At 54.7% G+C, this 25,761-nt stretch carries 21 protein-coding genes; 9 read left to right on the forward strand and 12 right to left on the reverse strand.

The genetic code is table 11. The features are described 5' to 3' along the window. The 3 genes from hpt (at nt 1) to RC73_RS02170 (ending at nt 2,363) form a co-directional block, all read left to right on the forward strand. Nucleotides 1-531: a hypoxanthine phosphoribosyltransferase gene (hpt, locus tag RC73_RS02160; protein ID WP_039033092.1), complete on the forward strand. Its 531-nt coding sequence runs from the start codon at nt 1-3 to the stop codon at nt 529-531. Nucleotides 532-657: 126 nt separating this feature from the next. Beyond that, nucleotides 658-1,596: an ABC transporter ATP-binding protein gene (locus RC73_RS02165; protein WP_039033093.1), complete on the forward strand. Its 939-nt coding sequence runs from the start codon at nt 658-660 to the stop codon at nt 1,594-1,596. Continuing rightward, nucleotides 1,593-2,363, forward strand: a complete 771-nt coding sequence (locus RC73_RS02170) for an ABC transporter permease (protein WP_039033094.1) — start codon at nt 1,593-1,595, stop codon at nt 2,361-2,363. Before RC73_RS02165 ends, RC73_RS02170 begins: the two co-directional genes overlap by 4 nt. Before the next feature lies 1 nt (nt 2,364). Here the strand turns inward: RC73_RS02170 and RC73_RS02175 are convergent, their stop codons facing one another. The 8 genes from RC73_RS02175 to sfsA form a co-directional block, all read right to left on the reverse strand. After that, nucleotides 2,365-2,871, reverse strand: coding sequence for a DUF4124 domain-containing protein (locus tag RC73_RS02175; RefSeq protein ID WP_039033095.1), 507 nt, complete (start codon nt 2,869-2,871; stop codon nt 2,365-2,367). Between the two features lie 158 nt (nt 2,872-3,029). After that, entirely contained in the window at nt 3,030-3,875 is an 846-nt protein-coding gene (panC, locus tag RC73_RS02180) for a pantoate--beta-alanine ligase (RefSeq protein ID WP_039033096.1), read from the reverse strand. A gap of 19 nt (nt 3,876-3,894) precedes the next feature. Continuing rightward, on the reverse strand, nt 3,895-4,689 hold the full coding sequence (gene panB, locus RC73_RS02185; protein ID WP_039033097.1) for a 3-methyl-2-oxobutanoate hydroxymethyltransferase: 795 nt from the start codon (nt 4,687-4,689) through the stop codon (nt 3,895-3,897). A 77-nt stretch (nt 4,690-4,766) separates the two neighbouring features. Further along, nucleotides 4,767-5,255, reverse strand: a complete 489-nt coding sequence (gene folK, locus RC73_RS02190; RefSeq protein WP_039033098.1) for a 2-amino-4-hydroxy-6-hydroxymethyldihydropteridine diphosphokinase — start codon at nt 5,253-5,255, stop codon at nt 4,767-4,769. A gap of 1 nt (nt 5,256) precedes the next feature. Beyond that, the gene (gene pcnB / locus RC73_RS02195) at nt 5,257-6,642 is read right to left on the reverse strand and encodes a polynucleotide adenylyltransferase PcnB (protein WP_202932874.1); all 1,386 of its coding nucleotides are present in this window, start codon (nt 6,640-6,642) and stop codon (nt 5,257-5,259) included. Nucleotides 6,643-6,755: 113 nt separating this feature from the next. Next, nucleotides 6,756-7,625: a tRNA glutamyl-Q(34) synthetase GluQRS gene (gluQRS, locus tag RC73_RS02200; RefSeq protein WP_039033191.1), complete on the reverse strand. Its 870-nt coding sequence runs from the start codon at nt 7,623-7,625 to the stop codon at nt 6,756-6,758. Between the two features lie 68 nt (nt 7,626-7,693). Continuing rightward, nucleotides 7,694-8,137 (reverse strand): RNA polymerase-binding protein DksA, encoded by a 444-nt coding sequence (gene dksA, locus RC73_RS02205; protein ID WP_025010051.1) that lies wholly within the window; start codon nt 8,135-8,137, stop codon nt 7,694-7,696. A gap of 168 nt (nt 8,138-8,305) precedes the next feature. Then, nucleotides 8,306-9,010: a DNA/RNA nuclease SfsA gene (sfsA, locus tag RC73_RS02210; protein ID WP_039033099.1), complete on the reverse strand. Its 705-nt coding sequence runs from the start codon at nt 9,008-9,010 to the stop codon at nt 8,306-8,308. 164 nt (nt 9,011-9,174) lie between these two features. Here sfsA and pepB point away from each other — a divergent pair, with 164 nt between their 5' ends. Both pepB and RC73_RS02220 read left to right on the forward strand, forming a co-directional pair. Continuing rightward, nucleotides 9,175-10,452: an aminopeptidase PepB gene (gene pepB / locus RC73_RS02215; protein WP_039033100.1), complete on the forward strand. Its 1,278-nt coding sequence runs from the start codon at nt 9,175-9,177 to the stop codon at nt 10,450-10,452. Nucleotides 10,453-10,544: 92 nt separating this feature from the next. Further along, nucleotides 10,545-11,003, forward strand: coding sequence for a GNAT family N-acetyltransferase (locus RC73_RS02220; RefSeq protein ID WP_039033101.1), 459 nt, complete (start codon nt 10,545-10,547; stop codon nt 11,001-11,003). Between the two features lies 1 nt (nt 11,004). Here RC73_RS02220 and thpR read toward each other — a convergent pair whose 3' ends face one another. Beyond that, nucleotides 11,005-11,553: an RNA 2',3'-cyclic phosphodiesterase gene (gene thpR, locus RC73_RS02225; RefSeq protein WP_039033102.1), complete on the reverse strand. Its 549-nt coding sequence runs from the start codon at nt 11,551-11,553 to the stop codon at nt 11,005-11,007. Nucleotides 11,554-11,709: 156 nt separating this feature from the next. Here thpR and RC73_RS02230 point away from each other — a divergent pair, with 156 nt between their 5' ends. The 3 genes from RC73_RS02230 (at nt 11,710) to mrcB (ending at nt 18,843) form a co-directional block, all read left to right on the forward strand. Further along, the gene (locus RC73_RS02230) at nt 11,710-13,881 is read left to right on the forward strand and encodes a putative bifunctional diguanylate cyclase/phosphodiesterase (protein WP_039033103.1); all 2,172 of its coding nucleotides are present in this window, start codon (nt 11,710-11,712) and stop codon (nt 13,879-13,881) included. 64 nt (nt 13,882-13,945) lie between these two features. Beyond that, a complete protein-coding gene (gene hrpB / locus RC73_RS02235; protein WP_039033104.1) occupies nt 13,946-16,501 on the forward strand; it encodes an ATP-dependent helicase HrpB in 2,556 nt (851 codons plus the stop codon). Nucleotides 16,502-16,515: 14 nt separating this feature from the next. After that, nucleotides 16,516-18,843, forward strand: coding sequence for a penicillin-binding protein 1B (gene mrcB, locus RC73_RS02240; RefSeq protein ID WP_039033105.1), 2,328 nt, complete (start codon nt 16,516-16,518; stop codon nt 18,841-18,843). Nucleotides 18,844-19,278: 435 nt separating this feature from the next. Here the strand turns inward: mrcB and RC73_RS02250 are convergent, their stop codons facing one another. The 3 genes from RC73_RS02250 to pntA form a co-directional block, all read right to left on the reverse strand. Further along, nucleotides 19,279-19,986 (reverse strand): hypothetical protein, encoded by a 708-nt coding sequence (locus RC73_RS02250; protein ID WP_039033107.1) that lies wholly within the window; start codon nt 19,984-19,986, stop codon nt 19,279-19,281. A 485-nt stretch (nt 19,987-20,471) separates the two neighbouring features. Beyond that, entirely contained in the window at nt 20,472-21,956 is a 1,485-nt protein-coding gene (pntB, locus tag RC73_RS02255; protein ID WP_039033108.1) for a Re/Si-specific NAD(P)(+) transhydrogenase subunit beta, read from the reverse strand. 11 nt (nt 21,957-21,967) lie between these two features. After that, nucleotides 21,968-23,494 carry a Re/Si-specific NAD(P)(+) transhydrogenase subunit alpha gene (gene pntA / locus RC73_RS02260; protein WP_039033109.1) on the reverse strand — a complete coding sequence of 509 codons (1,527 nt, stop codon included), beginning with the start codon at nt 23,492-23,494 and terminating at the stop codon, nt 21,968-21,970. Nucleotides 23,495-23,928: 434 nt separating this feature from the next. Here pntA and RC73_RS02265 point away from each other — a divergent pair, with 434 nt between their 5' ends. After that, a complete protein-coding gene (locus tag RC73_RS02265; protein WP_039033110.1) occupies nt 23,929-25,734 on the forward strand; it encodes an assimilatory sulfite reductase (NADPH) flavoprotein subunit in 1,806 nt (601 codons plus the stop codon). Nucleotides 25,735-25,761: the final 27 nt, after the last annotated feature.

A 25,761-nucleotide genomic window follows, 5' to 3' on the forward strand; every position in this document is an offset into this window, starting at 1 on the left:
ATGAAACACACCACCGAAGTGATGATCTCGGCAGAAGAGATCAACCAGAAACTGGATGAATTAGCCGAGCGCATCAATGCGCATTATGCCAATGCCGACAAATTGCTGATGGTCGGCCTGCTCAAGGGCTCAGTGGTCTTTATGGCCGATCTCTGCCGTCGGATTAAGGGCCATGTAGAGATCGACTTTATGTCTGTTTCCAGCTATGGCAATGCCATGACCAGCACCAGAGACGTGAAGATACTCAAAGATGTTCAGTCGGAAATCGCCGATCGTGATGTGTTGATCGTCGAAGATCTGATTGACTCGGGCAACACGCTCAACAAGGTACGCGAAATGCTGCTGCTGCGTGAGCCAAAGAGCCTGACGCTCTGTACTCTGCTGGATAAGCCGGATCGCCGTGAAGTCGATGTACCGGTAGACTTTGTCGGTTTTACTATTCCTGATGAATTTGTGGTCGGTTACGGTATCGACTACGCCGAGCAGTATCGCAACCTGCCTTATATCGCCAAGGTGATCCCGCAGGAGTAAGCAAGCTGTGATGTCGGCTTTGTTTATATAGTAAGACAGACTCCCGCCACGGCGGGAGTCTTGCTTTTTGCGTCCCGGGCCGCTGCCGATACCCCAGGTATTGGAGGCTCTTTAGGAGAAACATCTATGACGACCAAAGCTCTGGCGTTGGAGCTGGACAATCTTAAGAAGACCTATAAGGGCGGTGTCGAAGCCGTCAAAGGGATCAGCCTGAAAGTGGCTCAGGGTGACTTTTTTGCCTTGCTCGGCCCAAACGGTGCCGGTAAGTCCACCACTATCGGTATCATAAGTTCGCTGGTGCACAAAAGTGGCGGCAGTGTGCGGGTCTTTGGCCATGATCTGGATAAAGAGCTGGAGCAGGCCAAATTGTGTATTGGCCTGGTGCCGCAGGAATTCAACTTCAACCAGTTTGAGACAGTACTGCAAATCGTGGTTAACCAGGCCGGTTATTACGGTGTGCCCAGAGCCGAGGCCCATAAGCGGGCCGAGAAATATCTCAGGCAACTGGATCTCTGGGACAAGCGCAACAGCCAATCCCGGCAGCTTTCCGGCGGCATGAAGCGGCGTTTGATGATAGCCAGGGCCTTGATGCACGAGCCCAAGCTTTTGATCCTCGATGAGCCTACCGCCGGGGTGGATATAGAACTGCGGCGCTCCATGTGGGAGTTTCTCAAAAAAATCAACGCTGAAGGCGTCACCATCATACTGACGACCCACTATCTGGAAGAAGCGGAAATGCTCTGCCGCAACATAGGCATTATCGATAAGGGCGTGCTGGTGGAATGCACCAGTATGAAGTCCCTGCTGTCGAAACTGGATATGGAAACCTTTGTGTTGGATATCAAGCAGCCGCTTGTTGAGGTACCCAAGCTTGGCGATATTAGCGTCAGGCTTACCGATCCAATGACCCTGGAAGTGGACTTGGTGAAGTCCCACAGCCTGAACGCCGTCTTCGGTTTACTGAGCGAGCAGGGGATTGAAGTGCTATCCATGCGTAACAAGGCCAATCGATTGGAGGAGTTGTTTGTGAAACTGGTTGAAAATGCCCAAGGAGGCCAGGCATGAGAGGTCTGTATCTGGTTGCCTTCAAGAGTATTTTAATCAAGGAAATTAACCGTTTTACCCGCATTTGGATACAGACGCTGGTACCGCCGGCGATCACCATGACACTGTATTTCCTGATCTTCGGTAATCTGGTGGGCAGTCGCATCGGTGAGATGGGCGGGGTGTCCTATATGGAGTTTATCGCCCCGGGCCTTATCATGATGTCGGTGATCACCAACTCCTACTCCAATGTGGCATCTTCCTTTTTCAGCGCCAAGTTCCAGCGTAACCTGGAAGAGCTGATAGTGGCGCCTGTGCCTCATTATGTGATGATAGCCGGCTATGTCGGCGGCGGTGTCGCCCGTGGACTGTTGGTGGGCCTGATAGTGACCCTGGTAGCCATGTTCTTTGTCGATCTCAGTGTGCAGCACTTGGGATTGGTGATAGTCACAGTGTTTCTGACCTCAGTGCTGTTTGCCCTTGGCGGCCTTATCAATGCCGTGTTTGCCAAGAGCTTCGACGACATCAGCATCATCCCCACCTTTGTGTTGACGCCGCTGACCTATCTTGGCGGGGTGTTTTACTCGCTGTCGCTGTTGCCTGACTTTTGGCGTGGCGTATCGGCGCTGAACCCTGTGGTGTATATGATCAACGTGTTCCGTTATGGTTTCCTGGGATTTGCCGATATGAGCGTGCCGCTGTCCATTGGCGTGATGCTGGGGTTCTGTGCGGGTCTGTGGTTGCTGGCCTATTATCTGATCTCTCGTGGGATAGGGCTGCGCAGCTGATTCAGGGCTGAGCCTCGGTTTTCTGCTGCAGCAATTGTCTGTATTGCTGCAGCTTGGCTATCTTGTCATCATTGGCGCGTTTGAGCTCATCAAAGTGGGCGTTTATCTTGCCGCGCTGCTCAATAAACGCGGGATCTTCCCGCGCCATTTTCTGCCAATAGCGTTGCCGCTCCTGCTTTTGTAGCTCGCTGGTTCGCAGTATTTCCAGATAGCTGTTTTCCTGCTGCAGCCGATAGACTTCGGCTTCCAGTCGGCGCAACAGCTTGTCTTCGGGCAGGCTGTCGTTCTCCAAAAGGGATTGCAGCGGATCAACTCTTTCTCCCTCGGCCGTTTCCGTGGTCACGCCATACTGGTATTCAATTCTGTGCTGGGTGAAGGCTTGTGGGCAGGGCTGCTGGCTGAATACCACCTTGTCTTCTTTGATACATTTATAGACGGTACCTGCCTGAACTTGCCAAGCGAGCAGCAGTGCAACAAAGAGCCAAAGTCTGGACTGTCCGGACAACATTGGGGTGGGAATCCTTTCGTCACATATCTAAAACAAGTGTAACCAATATGACTCAAACCTTTATTGAAGACCAGTTTTTGACTAAGGAAATTATTGTGGCTGGGGGAAGTTATTGGGCAGAAAATGGAGGGGTAGCTATCCTACCCCTTAAAAAGAGATCAGCGTGACAATATCATATTGTCTATGAGGCGGGCCTTACCCAGATAAGCGGCGGCCAGGATCACCAGCGATTTGTCATCGCTGTTCACAGGCTTGAGGCTTGAAGCTTCACGCACTTCCAGATAGTCGGGCTCAAGCCCGGCGGCGCGCAGGAACTCCTTGGCATTGCTGATGGCCTGGTCGATATCCTGTCCCAGTACGATCGCCTCGGCCAGTTTATCCATGCTTGCCTTGAGCTTGGGCGCCAGCGCCTTTTCGGCCTCGGTGAGGTAACCATTGCGCGAACTCAGCGCCAGGCCGGAATCCTCGCGAACGGTTTCTACCCCTATGACTTCGATGGGCAACGACAGATCGGTCACCATGGTCTTGATCACCAGAAGTTGTTGGTAGTCCTTACGGCCAAACAGGGCGATATCCGGCTGCACTATATTGAACAGCTTACATACTATGGTCGCGACTCCGCGAAAATGCCCTGGACGGCTGGCACCGCAAAGCTCATCGGAGATCCCGGGGACTTCCACAAAGGTCTGGGCATCCAGCCCTTTGGGGTAGATAAGCTCGGGTGTTGGGGTAAACAGCAGCTCGCAGCCGGCTTCGGTCAGTTTCTGTTGATCGGCGCCCAGGGTGCGGGGATAAGCATCGAGATCCTCATTCTTGCCAAACTGCAATGGATTGACAAAAATCGAGGCCACCACGTGATCGGCGCGGCGCGCAGCTTCGAGGATTAAACTCACATGCCCCTGGTGCAAATTGCCCATGGTAGGGACAAAGGCGATGGTTTCCCCCTTTTGGCGCCATTCCCGTACCCGGGCACGGATCTCATCTATTTTGGCTGTGGTCAGCATAATCTGGCGAATCCCCGGCTCAGTTAAAGGTGTGCTCTTCTGCGGGGAATTGTCCCTGCTGAACTTCGTCGATATAGGCCTTCACGGCCTCACGGATTTCACCTGTCTGCTTGAGGTAGTTCTTGGAAAAGCGCGGGATATAGCCGCTGGAAATCCCGAGTACATCGTGCATCACCAGGATTTGGCCATCAGTATCCTTGCCGGCACCTATGCCGATCACCGGAATTTGCAGCGCTTCGGTTATCTGTTTTGCCAACGCTGCCGGGATACATTCGAGTACCAAAAGTTGGGCACCGGCACCTTCCAGCGCCTTGGCTTCATCGAGGATCCGCTGGGCGTTGTCGGCATCGCGGCCCTGCACCTTGAAACCACCGAACACATGCACTGATTGTGGTGTCAGTCCTATATGAGCGCAGACAGGAATGCCGCGCTCGGTCAACATGGAAACCGTTTCCAGCAACCATTGGCCCCCTTCAATCTTGATCATGTTGGCGCCGGCCTGCATCAGCTTGGTGGCATTGGTCATTGCCTGTTCGGGAGTGGCGTAGCTCATAAAGGGTAGATCGGCCATCAACAAACTGCGGCTGATGCCACGGCGAACACAGCGGGTGTGATAGGCCATCTCCTCGACACTGACAGGCAAGGTATCATCGTGCCCTTGCAGAACCATTCCCAATGAGTCTCCTACCAGCAGGACGTCTACACCTTCGCTGTCAAAAGCGGCGGCAAAACTGGCGTCATAAGCGGTCAGAGCGGTAAATTTTCTACCTTCCTGCTTGAATTTACGCAGGGTAGCTGTGGTGATTTTAGACATAATGCTCTTCTTATTAACCGAGTAAAGTGGTGTTATATGCCATGAAGCTTTGGACTGCAACGATCCGGCTCAGTTTCTCAGCCGGAGGGATGGAGCAATTGCAGCGATTGGCGCATGGCATCGGTGATCAGTGTGGCTATGCCGGTGCCGCAGGGCAACACCAGCGAAGGATTGAGTTCTTCCAGTGGAATGAGGACAAACTCACGGCTCTTGATGCCGTAGTGCGGCACAGTGAGCCTTGGGGTCTGTATCTGCTCATCGCCGTAGAGCAGCAGGTCCAGATCCAGGGTTCTGGGCCCCCAGCGCACCAGGCGTTGTCGACCTTGCTGCAACTCGATTGCCTGCAAGGCGTCAAGGAGTTCCAGCGGCGCCAGTTCGGTCTCGAAACAGGCCACCGCATTGACATAGTCTGGCTGGGGAACATCGCCCATGGGAACCGAGCGATAGTAGGATGAAACGCGAAAGCTGTTTTGCAGCGCCAGTTGTTGCAGCGCCAGGCAAGCACTATCAAGCTGGCGCTCGGGAGAGTCCAGGTTGGCGCCCAGCGCCACATAGACTCCGGTCATCTTACTCGGCCGCCTGTGGTTTTTCGCTTGGGCGACGTGGCTTGCGGCGCCGACGCTGATTGGCATTACGGTTGCGGCTGCCGCCGGTTTTGTTGCCGCTGCGTATCAGTTGTTGTCTCTTATCATCATCAGACTCGACAAACTGTTGCCACCAACTGGCTTGCTTGGCCAGATTACCGCCTTCGGCATTGGCTCTGAGCAGCAAGAGATCATAGGCGGCGCGGAACTTGGGATGCTCCATCAGTTTAAAGGCGCGGCCCCCTTGAGAGCGTTCAAAGCGCATCTGTAACTGCCAGATATCCCGTGCCGGAGTGCTGAAGCGGCGGGGAATGCTTACCGAGCGGCACTGCTGCTCAAGTACATCGCCCATGGCGGCAAAGAAAGCATCATAGGGGCTGAGACCGCTCTCCAAGGCGATATCCTGGGCGCGGTTTTGCAGCGGATACCAAAGGAGCGCGGCATAGAAGAAGGCCGGTGTCACAGGCTTGTCTTCACCGACGCGCACATCTGTGTTGTGCATCATTTCGCTCAGCAGTCTGCCGGCCGGGCCCTTGGGATCGTCCCGCAGCAGGCTTTCCACCAGAGGGAATATCGGTGCAAACAGCTGATATTCGCGCATCATCTGATAGTTGTTCAGTGCCTTACCGGCGAAGAACAGCTTGAGTACTTCTTCGTACATACGCGCCGCCGGAATATCTTTCAGCAGCGGAGCCAGGCTCTTGATCGGGGCCGCAGTGCGCTTGTCGATGGACATCCCAAGCTTTGTGGCAAAGCGCACGGCCCGCAGCATACGCACCGGGTCTTCCCGATAACGGGTCTCGGGATCGCCAATCAGTCGCAGGGTTCTGGCGTTAAGATCATGAATACCGCCGCCATAGCTGCGAATGGAGTAGTCGGCAATATTGTAATAGAGAGCGTTGACGGTAAAGTCGCGGCGCTCGGCGTCTTCATCTATGTCGCCATAAACATTGTCGCGCAGCAGTCGTCCGGCCGAATTGACCTTGGAAATCTTCTCTTCGCTGTTACCGTGGTGGCCGCGAAAGGTAGCCACTTCGATAACATCCCGGCCAAAGACGATATGGGCCAGGCGGAAACGACGGCCAACCAGGCGGCAGTTGCGAAACAGCTTCTTGATCTCTTCCGGAGTGGCATTGGTGACCACGTCAAAGTCTTTTGGATCCAGTCCAAGCAGCAGATCGCGTACGCCGCCACCGACCAGATAGGCGTTAAAGCCAGACTTATGCAGGCGGTACAAAACCTTGAGCGCATTCTCGCTAATCTGTCTGCGGGAAATGCTGTGGCCATCGCGCGGGATAACCTCCAGGCTCAAACCTGTGTCTGTGTTGTCTTCTTGTTGAGCCTTGGCTGTCTGACCATCGTCAAACAACTGCTTACAAAACTGACTGATACGGCGAAAAATGGGACACCTCGGAACGTTAACGCAAAATAAGGGTTAAAAACTGGCGGCTATGATATACCAAATAGCGGGCGATGAGTATATCAGCGGCCGATGAGGATCTCTGTCTGTTTGGGAATGCTGTCCGGATCAAACTGAGCCACCGCCTGAGCCAACATCTGAGTCACATCGGCTTGGGGCGTGACAGCGGCCTGGCCGAGAAACTCAAGTGCCGCCAACAGCGCCGGCTGTGGATGGCGTTTATCCACCGGCGTGGCATGGTTTTGCTTGGAGAGCTTGCGTCCAGCCTGGGTGCTGGCCAGCGGCAGATGAAAAAAACTCGGTTCCTGAAACCCGAATTGGCGAAATAGGCTTATCTGTCGGCAACTGGCCTCCAAGAGATCGGCGCCGCGGACGATTTCTGTGATGCCCTGAAAGGCGTCGTCCAGCACTACCGCCAGTTGATAGGCGTACAGGCCATCGCTGCGCTTGATAATAAAGTCTTCTGCGGCGAAGGCCGGGTCGACACAGACTTGACCCAGATGGTCATCAATAAACTGAGCAACCGCCAATTGGTTGTGAATGCGAATAGCACCTTGCTTGAGTTGCAACTCCCGGCAGCGGCCGTCGTAAACGCCCCCTCTTTGCTGGATCTGTTTGCGGGTGCACTGGCAATAGTAGGCCTGATTGGATTTCAGCAAGGCATCTATATGTTGTTGATAGTCTTGCAGGCGTTGGCTCTGGTACAGCACTTCGCCATCCCAGTGTAAGCCAAAGGCTTCCAGAGTGTGCATTATGTCATCGGCTGCGCCGCTGATTTCTCTGGGGGGGTCGATATCTTCTATTCGCAGTAACCACAGCCCTTGTTTTGAGCGGGCGCGTAGATAACTGCCGAGGGCGGCAACAAGAGAGCCAAAATGCAAAGAGCCAGAAGGCGAGGGGGCGAAACGGCCTATGTAGGAAGTGTTGTTCATCAAGGGCAGAGTGACAAAAAAATCGCGGGGCCAGTGTAACACTTGGCCCCGCGCTGTGGCAGATTAGATTAACCTGCCATCTGTTTTTCTTTGATCTCTGCCAGCGTTTTGCAGTCGATACACAGATCGGCTGTCGGTCTGGCTTCCAGACGACGGATGCCGATTTCAACGCCGCAGGATTCACAGAAACCGAAGTCATCTTCTTCAATTTTCTGCAGTGTCTTTTCGATCTTCTTGATCAACTTACGTTCGCGGTCGCGGGCGCGCAGTTCGAGGCTGAACTCTTCTTCCTGGGCGGCACGGTCCACCGGGTCCGGGAAGTTTGCAGCTTCATCCTGCATATGGGTAAGAGTGCGATCCACCTCTTGACGCAACTGATTCCTCCATGCTTCAAGAATGGTTTTGAAGTGACTCAGTTGTTGTGAGTTCATGTACTCCTCACCGGGTTTTTCCTGGTAAGGGTCTACACCAGCGATAGCGAGTACACCAAGTTTTTTAGTGCCTTCAGGCATAACGCATCTCCTGTTTCCATTTGCGTCGTAGGGCGTTCTTATGAACGGCCGCTATCTATATCAGAATCTCTCTACCTAGGCAAATATTTCGATTTACTTATTGCTAATTATTTGAATATGTCTGCTAAACCCGATTAAATCAACTTTTTATCACTTTTTACAGCTGGTTCAGCGGATAAATTCGAGCCTTGATTCCACCCTGAAGCCTTCTGGGGCAAGGCTTGTGGCATAGGCAAGCACTTCTACCCCGGCATCTATGGCTTCGTTCAATAAATCAGCATATTTTGAATCTATATGGCGGGCCGCTGATACGGTTTTTATGCCGGTATGTTGCACTAAAAACACCAATACCCCTCGTTGGCCACTTTTTACCACGGACATCAGTTCCCGCAAGTGTTTCTGACCGCGGCTGGTGACGGCATCAGGGAAGTAACCGTGACCCTCTTCCAAGAGTGTGGTGTTCTTCACTTCGATATAGCAATCGGCCTTTGCCCCTTCGCTGAGAAAAATATCGATACGGCTGTTTTCATCACCGTATTTCACTTCCCGCTTGAGGTTTTGGTATCCCTGTAGTTCCTTGATGACACCTGTTTGGATCCCTTCCTCTACCAGGGCATTGGCCCGGCCGGTGTTGACTCCAATCAGGTCGCCTCCAGGGGTTTGCATCAGTTCCCAGGTGTGGGCGTACTTACGCTTGGGATTGTCCGAACAGGAGAACCAAACCCGCTCGCCGGGGAACTGGCAGTTCTTCATTGAACCCGTATTGGGGCAGTGCAGGGTAATCTCAGTGCCATCATCCAGCCTGACATCGGCCAGAAAGCGTTTATACCTTTGGATCAAAATGCCGGATTGCAGTGGTGGGATAAACTCCATCCCCATCTCCCTGAAGTGACTGAAAACTCCAAAGCCTAGCAGGCTTTACAGTTGGCAACAATTCTCATTCGGCGCGGGGCTTCAAGTGCCGGGCAGGAATGCAGTACACTGGACGCAATTGTGGCGCCTTGCGTTCACTACATATAAAAGAAGAAGGAATCGAAATGAGTCAATCCATGAAGATAGCGCTGACCCATGAGGCCCCTGCGGCCCATTGGGGCAAGGCCGATGTAACCTACAATGCTGAGCAGGCTCAGATCCACCTGCAGGGAAACGATGCCCTGCGACAAATTCAGATGGCCGCCCGCAAACTGCGTAACCAGGGGATCAATCAGGTTTCTTTGGTGGGAGAGGGTTGGGACCTCAACTGTCAGTGGGCCTTTGCCCAGGGCTTTGTCACTGCCAAAGGCGGCCATGAGATCCAGTGGGCCGGTGATGAGGCGCTCAAGGGCGCGCTGACCAGCAGGGCTTACAGCGCATCGTTTGCCCGCAGTCTTATTAATGAAACCCCGGAAAATCTGCCACCACTGAAACTGGCGCAGCAGGCGGCCAATTGGCTGGCCGAACTCGGCGGTGACAAGGTCAGCTACCGGATAGTTGAAGGGGAAGCCTTGTTGCAGGAGCAATGGATAGGCATTCATGCGGTTGGCCGCGGCAGCGAAAGGCCACCAGCGTTGCTGGAACTGGACTTCAACCCTCTGGGGGAAGATGCTCCCGTGTCCGTCGCGTTGGTAGGTAAAGGGATCACCTTTGACTCAGGCGGTTACAGCATCAAGGCTTCCGAAGGCATGCTGGGCATGAAGGCCGATATGGGCGGCGCGGCAACGGTTGCTGCGGCGCTGGGGCTGGCGATTCAGAACGGTCTCGACAAGCGGGTTAAACTCTACCTCTGCTGCGCCGAGAACCTGATCAGTGGTCGTGCCTATAAGCTGGGAGACATACTGACCTACAAGAACGGCACCACGGTTGAAGTGGTCAATACCGATGCCGAGGGGCGCTTGGTGCTGGCCGATGGTCTGCAGGCCGCCTGCGCCAGCGGTGCGACTCGGGTTATCGATGCTGCCACTCTGACCGGCGCCGCCGTGATGGCCGTTGGCCGCAACTATAACGCCATCTTCTCCCCCAGTCAGCCACTGCTGGCGTTGACGCAGCAAAAGGCGGCTCTAGTGGCCGAAAATGTTTGGCCTTTACCTCTGGAGCCTTGGCATAAAGAGATGTGTCCTTCTGCCTATGCCGATACCGCCAACAGCCGCCCGGTAAAAGGTGGCGGTGCCGGTGGCGCTTCCAATGCCGCAGGTTTCCTGTGGCGTTTTGTCAATGAAGGTGTCGATTGGCTGCATATCGATCTGGCCGCCGCATTTGAAGACAACGCTTCGGCCCTCTGGGCAGCAGGCGCCACGACTCATGGTATGTTGACCATAGCCGAACTGCTGGCGGACTGAGTCATAGGGAATTAACGCCCCAACCAAGCCGCCCACAGGGTGGCTTTTTAATGCCTGTGTATCGCTATTTTTTCAACAAAGGGAAGTGCAGGATGAAATTACGCAAGGCAAGAAAGGAAGACGCGCAAGCTGCCTGGGATATCCGTAATCTGGCGATTCAGGCCGGTTGCCAGGAGGTTTACACAAAGGCAGAGCTCAGAATTTGGACCCAAGGCGAGATGCCCTCTGTCTTTATCACCATGGTGGAGAGAGACTTTTATCTAATCGAACATCAGGGAAAAATACTGGCGACCGGCATGCTGGATAACGACCGAATTGAAGCCCTGTTCGTGCATCCACAAGCCATGGGCCAAGGGCTCGGGCGCGACTTACTCGCTTATCTCGAGTCTTTGGCGCGTGAAAAAGGCGTGACCGTGCTGACGCTGGAGTCTACCCTCAATGCCGCCGATTTCTATCGCAGCTGTGGCTTTGGCGGTGAGGGGATAAGCCAATATCACTCCCCAAGAGGCATAGTGCTCGACTGCGTGGTGATGCACAAGGCGCTTAAGTGATTCAGTCGCTTAACGGCCAACTGGTCAATATCCGGTACTCGACGCCGGTTGGAGTACTCAAAGACTCGTAGAGTTGCAGCTCGCTTGGCGTTAAATCGAGCGTTGGAACATCTTCGAGTTCCGGTAGGTTGTCGGCCCTTCGCATCAAGGTGATATGGGGGCGGTAATCATATTCGCTGCTATGCAGCCCCAGGGCGGCCGCCAGTTGTTGCGCCGCCTTGGCGAGCGCCATTAACGCAGGATCTTCGGCTATGCCGGCCAGGCAGAGTATTTTCGGCTCGGGCCAGAAACAGAGATGCTCGAGCCGCACCCGAAAGCGTTTCAAGGGCAAGCCGGGAATGGCAGCGAGTAAATCCTCGAGCTGTTCTGCCGTCACCTGGCCGAGAAACGCCAGGGTGAGATGCAGATTGGCCTCAGTCACTTTCTTGAGACTTGGGGCTGACGGTTCATAAGCTTGTTCACAAGCCAGCTGCAACTTCAGCAAGCTCGCTCTTTCTGCCGCGGCTGGCGAGAATCCGAGAAATAGTCTTTTAGGCGTAATTGGGCTCATTTTTCGTTTCCGGTTAAGGCTTTGGCTTATACTCTTGACCTATACTGTGGCTTATACCATTTTGCATGAGAGTTGACTCACTGCGTTAAAATGGAAGCATAATGGTATCAGATGGATTCTTCAGTTCAGGAACAGTCGTAAGGAAATGACCCCATTATGTCCGTGAGTCTAGCCAATCAATTGCAACATGCCCTGGTGGATGTCTTCAGCGATTCTCCGTTGATCACCCTGGAGCAGAATGTTGATCGCGCCCTGGAGATCATCACCCGGCAACTGGATTGTGACGGGGTATTTGTGCTGGCGGCTGGAAAGGCTCCCGGGCGGCTCAAGACCCGTAATCTCTACCTCAAACCCCAATTCAATACTCTGCAAGCCACCCGAGAGTGGGGGTTGGGGAACATGCCTTTTTTTCGCAATCTGTTACGCCATCCCAAACTCCTGACCCTGGACAGTATTGAAGAGCTTCCCAAGGAAGCTCAGGAAGAGAAACGTTTTTTACGCCAGTGGCAGGTACGTAGCCTGTTGGTTCTGCCGCCACTGAATCTGGGGGAGACCCATATCGCCGTCGGTGCCTTGCAATGCGGTGGTGAAAAGCGCTGGCGGGAGGACTTTGTCAATGAGCTTAGCCATGCGGCCGCCATGATAGGCTCGGCGATGGAACTGACCCGTATCGCATTGGCGCTGCTGGCCAGTGAGCGCAAGTATCAGGAGTTGTTTCAGCAGTTACCCCTGGCTTGTGGTCAGTTGGATAGCAGCAACCAACTGACCATGATGAACCGGATAGCCAAACAGACACTGGTAGCCGCTGATAGCCAGGATCTGCTGACCTTGGTGCGTGAGGATGACAAGGGCATTTTGCTCGATACCCTGGCCGTGGTGCGCGATGGGGTATTGAATCAGGCCTGGTGTGAGGTTGGTTTTCAGCATGGACAGGAGCTCTCCTGGCAAAAGCTCAGTATCAGTCGTAGCAAGGCTGATAAGCGTACCCTGGTGTTGATGGCTGAAGATGTCAGTGAACGTCACAGGCTGGCCAGCGAGCTGTCATTCCATGCCAATTATGATGCTTTGACCGGCCTGCCCAATCGGGTGCATTTCGAAGCCTTGCTGGCCAAGGTGCTCGGCGAGGAACAGGCTCCTCCCGTGTGTATTGCCTTTGTGGATCTGGATCAGTTTCGGGTGATCAACAATGTCAGCGGGCATATCGCGGGTGACAGGCTCTTGTGTCAGGTGGCGCAGCGGCTCAAGCAGCTGGTGCGCAAGGGGGATGTGGTGGCCAGGCTCGGCGGCGATGAGTTCGGGATCCTGATGCATTTTTGTAATCCTGAGTCGGCCAAACATATCGCCGAGCGTATCTGTCAGCAGCTGTTTAATCATGAATTCAACTGGGAAAACCGCAAACATGGGGTCTCGGCCAGCATAGGCATAGCCCAGTTGGAACCATTGGCGCAGGACATCTATACCGTTATGGGCCAGGCCGATGCCGCTTGCCGGCTGGCCAAGGAGCAGGGGCGCAATGGCTGGTTACTCTACGACAGCAGCGATCCCCGCCTCAAGCGGCTCTACAGCGAAATGACCGCCTCGGTCGATGTCCTGGGAGCCCTGGCCAACGACAAATTTGAGCTCTATTTTCAGGAGATCCGCCCGCTGGAGGCTACAGATAGCGGTATGCATCTGGAGATCTTGCTGCGTATGTATCAGGAGGAGGGAGAGATGCTGTCACCGGCGATATTTCTGCCGGCGGCAGAGCGTTATAACCTGGCGTCCAGAGTGGATCGCTGGGTGATAGATCATCTGCTGCTTTGGGGCAATCGGCATCTTGAGTTGTGGCAGTCCCTGTCTTTGGTGTCGCTGAACCTTTCGGCGTCCTCGCTTGAGGATGAGGAGTTTATGGACTGGCTTGAGATGCGTCTGCTGGCCGAGCCCGAGTTGGTCGATAAGCTGTGTATCGAAATCACCGAAACTTCGGTTCTCAGCCAGCTCGAGCAGGCTCATAGGTTGATTGAACTGCTCAAACCTTTGGGTTGTAAGCTGGCGATGGATGACTTTGGCGCCGGTTTTTCCTCTTTTGCCTACCTGAAACAGTTGGCGGTGGATTATGTGAAGATTGACGGCCAGTTTGTGGTCAATCTCTGTGAAGACAAGGCGGATCAGGCGATTATTGCCGCCATGTGTCAGTTGGGGAAGCAGATGGCGTTTCAAACTATTGCCGAGTTTGTGGAAACCGAGGCCATAGTGGCGAAACTGCGGGAGCTAGGAGTGGATTATGCTCAAGGTTACGCCATAGGTAAACCCAGGCCCTTATTGGCGCTGAGCGAGCCAATTCGTTAGGTTAGCCACAGCGGCGGAAACTGGTTACACTGAGCGCCTGTTTTTGTAAGCCATGCCCTGAATCTTGAACGACTTACCCATTCAATCTCTGTTGCCTCAACTGCGCCAAACCTTGGCCACTTGTCAGCAAGTTATCCTCGAAGCACCTACCGGAGCCGGTAAATCCACCGCGCTGCCCTTGGCACTGCTCGACTGGCCGGAAATCGACGGCAAGATCCTTATGCTGGAGCCCAGACGGGTGGCGGCTCGGGCCATCGCCGGCTTTTTAGCGCGCCAAAGAGGGCAGGCGCTGGGGCAAGAGGTGGGGTTCAGGATTCGTGGTGAGAGTCAGGTCAGCGGCAACACCCGACTCGAGATCATCACCGAGGGGGTGCTGACCCGCATGATCCAGCAGGACCCTGAGCTCAAGGGCGTTGCCATGATCATTTTCGATGAGATCCATGAGCGCCATCTGAGCACAGATCTCGGTCTGGCGTTGGCACTGGAAGTGCAGGCCTCATTGCGGGACGATTTACACTTGCTGGCCATGTCGGCAACGCTCGAAGGTTTGCCGTTACAAACCTTGATGCCGGATGCCAAGCTACTTGCCAGTGAGGGTCGCAGCTACCCTGTGACTATCGCCTACAGCGCTGTTTCGGCGCAGAGGCGCAGCGGTTCGGGTTCCGGCTCTGGCATGGCGCCTTGGCTTGAACATATGGGGCGGCAGTTGCTGGCGCTGCTGGACCCTCAGCAGGCCAGTGCTTTGGGGGTTAGCGAAGCGCAGCAACAGGGCTCGATACTCGCCTTCCTGCCGGGACAGGGGGAAATTCAGCGCCTCAAGCACTATCTGCAATCCCGAGTGGCGGCCAATGTGCGCATTTGTCCTCTCTACGGCTCACTGAGTGCCAAAGAGCAGGATGCGGCGATTGCCCCGGCCAATGCCGGTGAGCGTAAGCTGGTGCTGTCCACCAACCTGGCGGAATCCAGTCTGACCATAGAGGGGATTACTCTGGTGGTGGACAGTGGTTACAAGCGCCAGGCCAGTTTCAACCCCCGCAGCGGCGTGACCCGTTTGGGACTCAAGCGTATCAGCCAGGCATCGGCCACTCAAAGAGCCGGGCGGGCTGGGCGCACCAGTGCGGGCTTCTGCTTAAGGCTTTGGGGCCAGGAGGAGCACGGCCGCTTGCCGCAGGCGGATGAGCCGGAAATCTTGCATGCCGACTTGCTCTCCATGGCCTTGGATGCCGCTTGCTGGGGTGTGCGTAGCCTCAGTGACTTGCCTTTACTGACGCCACCGGCCAGAGCCAATGAGGCGGTGGCCTGGCAGCTGTTGCAGTCGCTGCAATTGGTAGACAGGCAACGTAAGCTTACCGCCCATGGCCGCGCGGCCTATGCACTGGGGGCGCAGCCACGGCTGGCGCATATGCTGCTCCGGGCGCAGAGTTTGGGGCAGGGGCGCGGCGAACCTGAGCTCGCCGGTCTGGCTTGTCTGCTGGCTGCCTTATTGGAGGCCAGAAGCCTTGCGGGCAACGGCGCCGATATCATGGATAAACTTTCTCAGGCCACTCAAGGCCTTGAAGCCAGACAAGTCGGCAACTGGCTCAGACGCTTAGGGCTTAATGGCAAGGCGGCAGACTTTCTGAAATTGGCGAATCGTGCCGATTGCGCCCTGTTGTTGGCGCTGGCATTTCCTGACAGGATAGCCAAGGCAAGAGGCGTCGAGGGCTATCAGTTGGCCAATGGCAGCGGCGTGGTGCTCGATGCCGGTGACAGCCTCAGCGGCTGCGAGTTTCTGGTGGTGGCTGATTACCAGGAGACCGAGGGCCGCAGCGCCGGCCGCATCTATCTGGCGGCCGAATTACCGGCGGGGTTGCTGGAAAATGAGCTGGCTTTTCTCTGCACTTGGCAACAGCAGGCGGGCTGGGATGAGTCCAAGGGACGTTTCTTTGCCGAGCGCCAACTGCGTCTTGGGGAGATAGTGCTCAAGCGGGAAGCCGAGAAAGAGGTGGATCCCAAGCTGAGGGCTCAGGCGATTATGACGTTGCTGCGCAGTAAAGGCTTGGCGCTGCTCAATATGGATGAGGATGTCAGGCAGCTCCAGTTCAGGCTGGCACTGGCAAGATCCAAAGATCCGAGCCTATTCCCGGACAGCAGCGATCCGGCGCTGCTGGATTCTCTCGAGGAGTGGTTGGAGCCGTTTTTGAGCGATATCAAGCAGCTAAAGGGGTTAATGGCATTGGATATCAAGCAGTTGCTGCTCAATCGCCTCGAGTGGCAGGCGCAGCAGATGCTGAATGAATGGCTGCCGAGCCATTGGAAAATGGCCACGGGCACCCGGGCGCCGATCCGCTATGATGCCGGCGGGCGGGCGCTGCTGAGCGTGCGTCTGCAGGAAGCGCTGGGCATGGCCGAAAGCCCGCGGCTACTGCAAGGGGAGCTGACCGTAACCATGGAACTCTTGTCTCCGGCGCAGCGCCCCTTGGCACTGACGGCCGATCTGGCCAGCTTTTGGCAAGGGCCCTATGTCGAAGTGAAAAAAGAGATGCGTGGGCGCTACCCTAAACACCTGTGGCCCGACGACCCGGCTAATACTTTGCCGACCAAATTCACCAAGAAAAAGACCTTGAATATCCAGCAGTAAATTTTGGGATAAGCATGACCACCAAGAAAAGTACCACGAAAAAAAGTACCAGAAAAACCAGCAGCAAGAGCAAGCCGGCGCGGCAAAGCCCCGGGTTGTGGCGCAGGTTATGGTCGATAACCTGGAAGCTGGCCCTTATTCTGGTAGCGGCGTTGACCATCTATTGTATCTACCTGGATCAGATCATCGCCCGTAAGTTTGAAGGGCAGAAGTGGCACCTGCCGGCGCAGGTGTTCAGTCGCTCAATGGCACTCTATCCCGGGGCGGCGGTGAGCCACGCCCAGCTGATGGCCGAACTTAAGCTGCTGGGCTATCGCAAGGTGGCCAATCCGCGCCAGGTGGGGGAGTTTTCTGCCTCCAGTACCCGAATCGAGCTGTGGCGTCGCCCCTTCCTGCATCCTGAGGGAAGCCAGGCAGAGCAGCGGGTGATGATAAGTTTCGACTCCAACGGCGTCACTTCGGTGGCGCGCATGAGCGACAAACGTCAACTGGCGGTGTTTCATCTCGAACCTGTGCTGCTGGACAGGATCATCGCCGGTGATGGTGAGGACAGGCTATTTGTACCAACCGAACAGATCCCCGAACACATAGTCGAAGCGCTTATTTTGGTGGAAGACCGCAGCTTCTATGAGCACCACGGGGTGAATCCCTTTGCCATCGCCCGTGCCCTGCTGGTCAATATCAGTGCCGGTCGCACGGTACAGGGCGGCTCAACCCTGACCCAGCAGCTGGCGAAGAACTTCTTCCTCTCCAGCGAGCGCTCCTTAATCCGTAAGGCCAGGGAGGCCTTGATGGCGCTGATTATCGATTTTCGTTACAGCAAGGATGAAATTCTCGAGGCCTATCTCAATGAGGTCTACATGGGGCAGGACAAATCCAGAGCCGTGCATGGCATGGGGCTGGCATCGCAATTCTATTTTGGCCGCCCGGTCGGAGAGCTGACCCTGGCACAGCAAGCCTTCCTGGTCGCCGCTATCAAGGGGCCATCCTACTACAACCCTTGGCGCTATCCTGACAGGGCTCAGGAGCGGCGCGATCTGGTGCTCAGGCTGTTGATGGAAGGCAGCAAAATTTCTGTCGACCAATACAAGGCGGCAGCGGAGTCGCCGCTGGGATTAAGGCGCTCGGACAAGCCGGTGCACCAGAAACTGCCGGCCTTCTTTGCCGTGGTTAAACAGGAACTCAAGGACCGCTATGGTGCGGCGCTGCTGAAGCAGTCCGGCGTCAAGGTCTATACCACTTTGGATCCCATGGCGCAGGAAGCCGCCGAAAACGCCGTTGAGCGAACCCTGAAGGAGCTTGGCAAGAAAGATAAAGAGGTGCAGGTGGGCATGGTGGTGACCGACAAGTACAGCGCCGGGATAGCCGCCATGGTGGGCGATAAGGTGCCGGGCTACGAGGGTTTCAACCGGGCGGTGGAAATTCGCCGTCCCATAGGTTCACTGGTTAAGCCGTTTGTTTATGCCACGGCGCTGGCACAGGGCAGTAAGTTCAATCTCGCCAGCCCCCTCAAAGATGAGGCCATTACCCTCAAGAATGAGCAGGGCAAGACCTGGTCGCCCCAGAATGTGGATCGCAAGTTCCGCGGCCAGGTGCCGCTGTTGACGGCGTTCAAGAAATCGATGAACGTGCCGACCGTGAATCTGGGCATGATGGTTGGCGTCGATGCCGTAGCCGCGACGCTAAAAGAGGCCGGTTGGAATGAAGCTGTATCGGCTTATCCTTCCATGTTGCTCGGCGCCGTGAACGGTTCCCCCTTGATGGTGGCGCAGGTATATCAGACCCTGGCGGACGGAGGTCGTTATCGAAAGCTCAATGCGGTGACTGCCGTGCTGGACAGCGACAACCAGCCCCTGCCTGTGGCCAGTATGCCACGCCATGAGGCGATAACGCCTGCGGCCAACTATCTGGTGCAGTACGCCATGACCAAGGTGGTGGAGTCCGGCACGGCTTCGCGTCTTGGGGCGGCCTTCCCCGGAGTGATGCTGGCGGGCAAGACGGGCACCAGCAACGACCGCCGCGATTCCTGGTTTGCCGGATTTGACGAGCGTAACGTTGCCGCCGTTTGGGTTGGCCGTGATGACAACGGCAAGACCCAGTTCTATGGCAGCAGTGGTGCCATGACTGTTTATCAACGTTTCCTCGCCGAGCGGCCGCCGCTGGGGCTGAGATTGCCGCCGGTCAACGGTGTGGTGCAGGGCTATTTCGACCGGGATACAGGTGCGGCGAAACAAGCCGATTGCCGTAATGTGGTGGCGGTTCCTGCGCTGGCCGATAGTTATCATCCGGCGCCCAACTGCGGTGAACCTTTGCCTTGGTGGAAACGGATCCTCGGTGGTTAACGGCTAAAACTAAGCAGGGCGGCTATACCAGCGGCCCTGCTTATTGAGCAGGCCAAGCTGGGGCACTGAGTGTGCGTGAGCTTTAATCGGGGGGGGGGGCTTCCACACCAACTTTTGGAGGGGGAAATGGACCAACAAGCGGTTGTTCTATCCCAGAGTGGCTGTGAATCGTACCGTTTTGTTCACAGTAATGGCATAGTGATACCACATTGCCAGATTACGTTTAATGCCATTCTCAAGGCAGTGCTTATCCTTGTGAATTTCCCCTCAGGGAAGGTCACCAAGTGCAAGGTAAAGTTATTGCAGCGGAGGGAGAGCCGAAGGCTCGCACTAGAGTAACTAAGACAACTTCTGACTGGTTCCTCCAGGTGAAATTCTAAGTACAAAAAAGCCCCTGTAATTAATTCTACTGGGGCTTTTTTGCAATCCTTTTAGTTAAGGATTTAGAACAGGATACCCTTGGCAACTATCTTGTATACACGGAGTTTCGTTTGAGATACTCCATGACCCAGAATAATTATTATACATAAAAGTTTGTTCAGACTCTCTTGAGGTAAAACGAACAACGAAAGGAGTGTATTGGGAAATACTCGATTGCATTGCCATCTCGGTGATTCCTACGTACATCATGAGTGAGTCATAGCCTCCCCAACTTTGTAGTAGACGTCCCTCGACTTCTATCCGCTCAATTTCATCATCTTCACCTGATGTGGTTTGAAACACCTTATCCAGAGCAATGTTATGCAACTTTGCATTCAGCCTAGAGTAGGTTGCATATTGAGTGATAAGTCTATCCATTGAAGACTCTGGAATACCAAGACTTTGAGCCATTTTTAGCCTACGTGCTTTTATCAAAGCAAAGAGTTCACTCTTTTGCTCAACAGAAAGTGTAGAATAAGTAGTTCCAGCCCCCAAAGAGTTGATGTAAGTAGTCGTTTTTAAAAGAGGTTCTCCTAGGGTTTTCTTCCCGGACATCAGCTGATTTAATTCAGCTGAAAAGTGCAAGTAAGCCTCTGGACTTTGAAAACCAAAGTACTGAGCGTGAGCTTCTACTTTTTTTTGCACATCGCTTTCTGGTTTCGCAATCGCGTTTTGAGAGCAACACCCCAATAACAGAATTGCAAGTAAGATCCGTATACTCATTTCACATCTCCTTTGCATTTTTTAATCTGAGTATATCTAACAGACCTAATTTGCAGGGTCAATGATTTGATTGTCCATAAATTGAACAGTGAACGGGCGGAGATTCGGTGGGCTAAAGACCACTAAAGCCGGTCTTAGTGGCAGGGATGCACTTCTTATCTCATGGCGCAAGAAGCCGCCGAAAACGCCGTTGAGCGAACCCTGACGGAGCTTGGCAAGAAAGATAAAGAGGTGCAGGTGGGCATGGTAGTTGTTTCGGCATAGTGATGCCGCATTGCCAGATTGCTTTTAATACCATTCTCCAAAGCTGAGTTTATCTTTGTGAATCTCCCCTCTGTGCCACGAGGACTTATTCGCACCTTCCCTAAAGACAGCTTGGGGGCAGGAGATAGCGGCCTGAGTGCTCAAACCTGTAAAGAGCAGGCAAAAGAAGAGGGAGCCATCAGGCTCCCTCTATTACTCATGCTGTTACTGCGATAGGCTACTTAGAGTGATTTCAAAATCGCTTCTACGCTGGCCTTGGCATCGCCGAACAACATTTGGGTGTTGTCTTTGAAGAACAGTGGGTTCTGCACCCCGGCATAACCTGTGTTCATCGAGCGTTTGAAGCCGATGACGTTGCGGGCCTTCCACACTTCCAGTACCGGCATGCCGGCGATTGGGCTGGAAGGATCTTCAGTGGCCGCCGGGTTAACCGTATCGTTGGCACCTATCACCAGTACTGTATCTGTGTCTTCGAAATCATCATTGATCTCGTCCATCTCCAGCACTATGTCATAAGGCACTTTGGCCTCGGCCAACAGCACGTTCATATGGCCCGGCAGACGCCCGGCAACCGGGTGGATACCGAAGCGCACTTTCACTCCCAGATTACGCAGTTTCTGGGTGATCTCGGCCACGGGATACTGTGCCTGGGCCACCGCCATGCCGTATCCGGGGGTGATGATCACTGAGCTGGAGTTTTTCAGCAGCTCGGCTACCTCTTCGGCCGTGGTTTCACGGTATTCGCCCATCTCTTCATCACCGCTGGAAACGGCGCCATCGGTACCGAAACCGCCGGCAATTACAGAGATAAAGGAACGGTTCATCGCCTTACACATGATGTAAGACAGGATGGCACCGGAAGAACCTACCAGGGCACCTGTGACGATCAGCAGGTCGTTGGACAACATAAAGCCCGCCGCTGCGGCCGCCCAGCCAGAGTAGGAGTTGAGCATGGATACCACAACCGGCATGTCGGCGCCGCCTATGCTGGCTACCAGGTGCCAGCCAAAGGCAAAGGCTATCAGTGTCATGATCAGCAGAGGCCAGATGCTGCCACCTACGTTGACGAAGTAAATCATCAGCAGCAGGGATACCACTACCGCCAGCAGGTTGAGCTTGTGGCGATGAGGCAACATCATCGGCTTGGAGGAGATAATGCCTCTGAGTTTGCCGAATGCCACCACAGAGCCGGTGAAGGTCACGGCACCGATGAAGATCCCCAAGAAGACTTCCACCAGGTGGATGTTGAGCATGGCGCCAGTCATGGGCTCATGCGATGCCGAGGCGGCGGCTTGCTCTATGGCTGCCCTGGCGGCTTCCAGAGTGGCATTAAGGTCATTACCGACAGTGACTATCACTTCGTTCATCGCCTGTGGGTGCAGGCCGAGGAAAGAGTTGAAACCTACCAATACGGCGGCCATACCCACAAAGCTGTGGAGAATGGCGACCAGCTCAGGCATCTCTGTCATCTCAACCTTGAGCGCCAGACGAATACCTATGGCACCGCCTATCACCATGGCGAGAATGATCCAGTGAACCCCATTGGTTTCGGGATTCAGTATGGTAGCGATCAAAGCGATCGACATCCCTATAACCCCAAACAGGTTTCCATTTTTTGCAGACTCCTGCTTCGATAAGCCGGCGAGGCTTAAGATGAAGAACAGGGCCGCTATGATATAGGCTGCTGTTACCAGTCCTTGAGACACGATATACCCCCTTAATCCTTACGGAACATCTTCAGCATGCGCTGGGTGACGGTAAAGCCACCAAAGATGTTGATACTGGCAATCAGCACGGCGATAAATGCCAGTGCGGTCATCAGGGCCGAGCCCTGGCCAACCTGCAGCAGTGCACCTACCACAATAATGCCGGAAATAGCGTTGGTGACTGACATCAATGGCGTATGCAGCGCATGAGTCACGTTCCAAACCACGTAGTAACCCACCACACAGGCGAGCACGAATACAGTAAAGTGCGACAGGAACTCAGCCGGAGCCACCGAGGCCACGGCGCCGAACGCGGCCACACCCAGAGCACCCAAAATATACTTGAGCTTGGATGGCGCTTTCTCTTCAGCCTTTTTCGGCTCGACTTTGGCAGCCGGTTTTTTGGGCGCTGCGGTCACTGAGATCTGTGGCGGCGGGAAGGTGACTTCACCTGCCTTGACGACCGTCATGTTGCGCATCACCACGTCTTCGAAGTCTATGCTGGCGTTGCCGTCTTTCTCCTTGCACATCAGCTTCATCAGGTTCACCAGGTTGGTGCCGTAAAGCTGGGATGACTGTGCCGGCAAACGCCCTGGCAGATCTGTGTAACCTATGACTTTAACGCCATTGTCGGTCACAAAGAGTTCGCCGCTTTGGGTGTATTCGCAGTTGCCACCGGTAGCGGCCGCCAGGTCCACTATTACTGAGCCCGGCTTCATGGAGTCGACCATCTCTTTGGTGATGAGCTTGGGCGCAGGTTTGCCTGGAATCAGTGCTGTGGTGATGATGATATCCACTTCCTTGGCTTGCTCGGCGAACAGCGCCATTTCAGCCTTGATGAATTCATCAGACATCACTTTGGCATAGCCATCGCTGGAAGAGCCGTCTTCCCCGCCGAAGTCCAATTTGAGGAATTCACCGCCCATGGATTCGATCTGTTCGGCCACTTCCAGACGGGTATCGAAGGCGCGCACTATGGCGCCCAATGAACCGGCGGCACCAATGGCGGCAAGACCGGCAACCCCGGCACCTATCACCAGCACCTTGGCCGGTGGGACTTTACCCGCGGCAGTAATTTGGCCGGTAAAGAAACGGCCAAACTCATGGGCAGCTTCCACCACGGCGCGATAACCGCCGATATTGGCCATGGATGAGAGGGCGTCGAGGGACTGGGCACGGGAGATCCGCGGCACCATGTCCATCGCCATCACATTGATGTTGCGCTGTGACAACTTTTCCACCAATTCAGGATTTTGGGCCGGCCAGATAAAACTTACCAGGGTGGCTCCATCTTTGATTTGGCTGATTTCATCTTCTGTTGGCGCGTTGACCTTAAAGATCAAGTCGGCCTGCCATACATTCGGTACCACACTGGCACCGGCGGCTTCGAAGGCGGCATCACTGAAGCTGGACAGCGCACCCGCGCCTGCTTCCACTGCCACTTCAAAGCCGAGTTTTTTAAGTTGCTCTACCGTTGCCGGGGTCGCAGCGACCCGGGTTTCACCGGCGAGACTCTCTCTCGGTATTCCAATCTGCATGACTATTCCCTGATGGTTGATAAACAAAATTCACCCCGCCAAAACTCCGCTGGCAGAGTGAAAGAATGCAAGTCTGTTGACCTGGACTCGGGGGACTGGTCTTTCCCTTTCCATTGGGGACTTCCTGAAATGTTTTCAGGAACCAAGCCCGCTCATGAATGAAATCCTGGGTGTGGGGTACAGATATTCCTTTCATGGCACCTAGCGTGCTTTTGGCATTGTCGCAAGTCTTTCAATGGAAACAAGCTCATATTCTTCATGTGGTGTGTTTCTCCACTGGTCAGAGCAAATTCTTTGCGCCAGGCCACACTTTTGTAGCTTAATTTTTATACCATGCATATTCCTTATTGATATAAAAAATTAAATATTATTCTTTTTTGCTTTTCGATAGTGGGGCTAAGCTGCTGACATTACTCTGTCACCGGGCCGTCTCAATGTTACTGAAACAACTCTCTTCACTGGCTTCGCCACTCTCAGCACCACAAGTGGATAAGCTTAAACAACTCACCGCCGAGCTCAGCCCGCTGCAGCTGGCATGGGTCAGTGGTTATCTGGCCGCCAGCGCTCAGGGGCAGGAGGGCGCTTCCCCCCAAAACCAGAGCGGGCAAACTCTGACCATACTCTATGGCAGTCAGACGGGCAATGGCCGGGGTATCGCCAAGGCGTTGGCCACCAAGGCCCAGAGTCTGGGCTATGGCGTTAACCTGGCATCTATGGGCGAATACAATGTCCGTAATCTCAAGCAGGAAACCCTGCTGGTGGCCGTGGTGAGTACCCATGGTGAAGGTGAAGCTCCCGATGATGCCATTGAGCTGCACAAGTTTCTCGGCTCCAAACGCGCCCCCAAGCTGGATAAGCTTCAGTATGCGGTTCTCTCGCTGGGGGATTCCTCCTATGAGTTTTTCTGTCAGACAGGTAAAGACTTCGATGCCCGCCTGAGTGCCCTCGGGGCCAAGCCTTTACTGCCCAGAGTGGACTGTGATGTGGACTATCAGTTACAGAGTGACAGCTGGCAAACCGAGCTGCTTGAGCAGGTTAAGCCTCTGCTGCAGGCGGCCGATGGCGCAGCGACCAATGTGGTGTCCATCAATGCAGGTATCAATGGCAATATCGGCCAGGAATATGACAAGCAAAACCCCTACAGCGCCGAAGTGATAGTCAGCCAGAAACTAACGGGCCGGGATTCACTCAAGGATATCCGTCATCTGGAAATCGATTTGGGCGAGTCGTCCATCAGCTATCAGGCGGGTGATGCGCTGGGGGTCTATTTCCATAACGATGAGGCTCTGGTGGCCGAAATTCTCGAGGCGCTGTCGCTGGCGCCGGATACCCGGGTTCAGCTTGGCACCGAGTCTGTGGAGCTGCGTGATGCTCTGATTGAGCACAAAGAGCTGACCCAACTCTACCCCGGTCTGGTGCAGTTTTGGGCCGAAACCGTACAGAGCGACGAGCTGCTCACTATCAGTCAAGACAAGGAGCAGACCCGGCAGTTTATTCTCAGCCACCAACTGGTAGACCTGGTGAAACGCTACCCTCTCAATGGTGCCAAGCTGGATTCTGCCCAGACTCTGTTGGACAAGCTGCGCCCTATTACCCCAAGGCTTTACTCCATCGCTTCGAGTCAGAGTGAAGTGGAGTCTGAAGTGCATCTCACAGTGGCGCTGGTGGAAGAGGAACGTGACGGTCAACGCCGTTTCGGCGCCGCTTCTCACTTCCTGGCCCGGGCCGAGGAGGGGGCTCAGGTGCGGGTGTATGTGGAACCCAACAAGCACTTCCGCCTGCCCGAAGACCCACAGACGCCAGTGATCATGATAGGGCCGGGAACCGGTGTCGCGCCATTTCGGGCCTTCATGCAGCAAAGAGTGGCCGAGGGCGTGGCCGGCGACAGCTGGCTGTTCTTCGGTAATCCCCATTTCGAGCAGGATTTTCTCTATCAGACCGAGTGGCAACAGTACCTCAAGAGCGGCGCCCTGAGCCGGATCTCGCTGGCCTTCTCCCGGGATCAAGCGGAGAAAGTCTATGTTCAGCACAAGATTAAACAACAGGCCAAAGAGCTGTGGCAGTGGCTTGAGCGCGGGGCTCATATCTACCTGTGCGGCGATGCCGAGCGAATGGCCAAAGATGTACACCAGGCACTGCTTGAAGTGGCCATGGAGCAAGGCGGTTTGACGAGCGAGGCCGCCGAAGTGTTTCTCGATCAACTGCGCAGCGCCAAGCGTTACCAGAAAGATGTCTACTGAGCTGAAGAACCTAGGAATAAAGAGATA

Origin of the sequence: Shewanella sp. ECSMB14102 (assembly GCF_000813075.1) — a bacterium.
GTDB classification, from domain to species: domain Bacteria; phylum Pseudomonadota; class Gammaproteobacteria; order Enterobacterales; family Shewanellaceae; genus Shewanella; species Shewanella indica.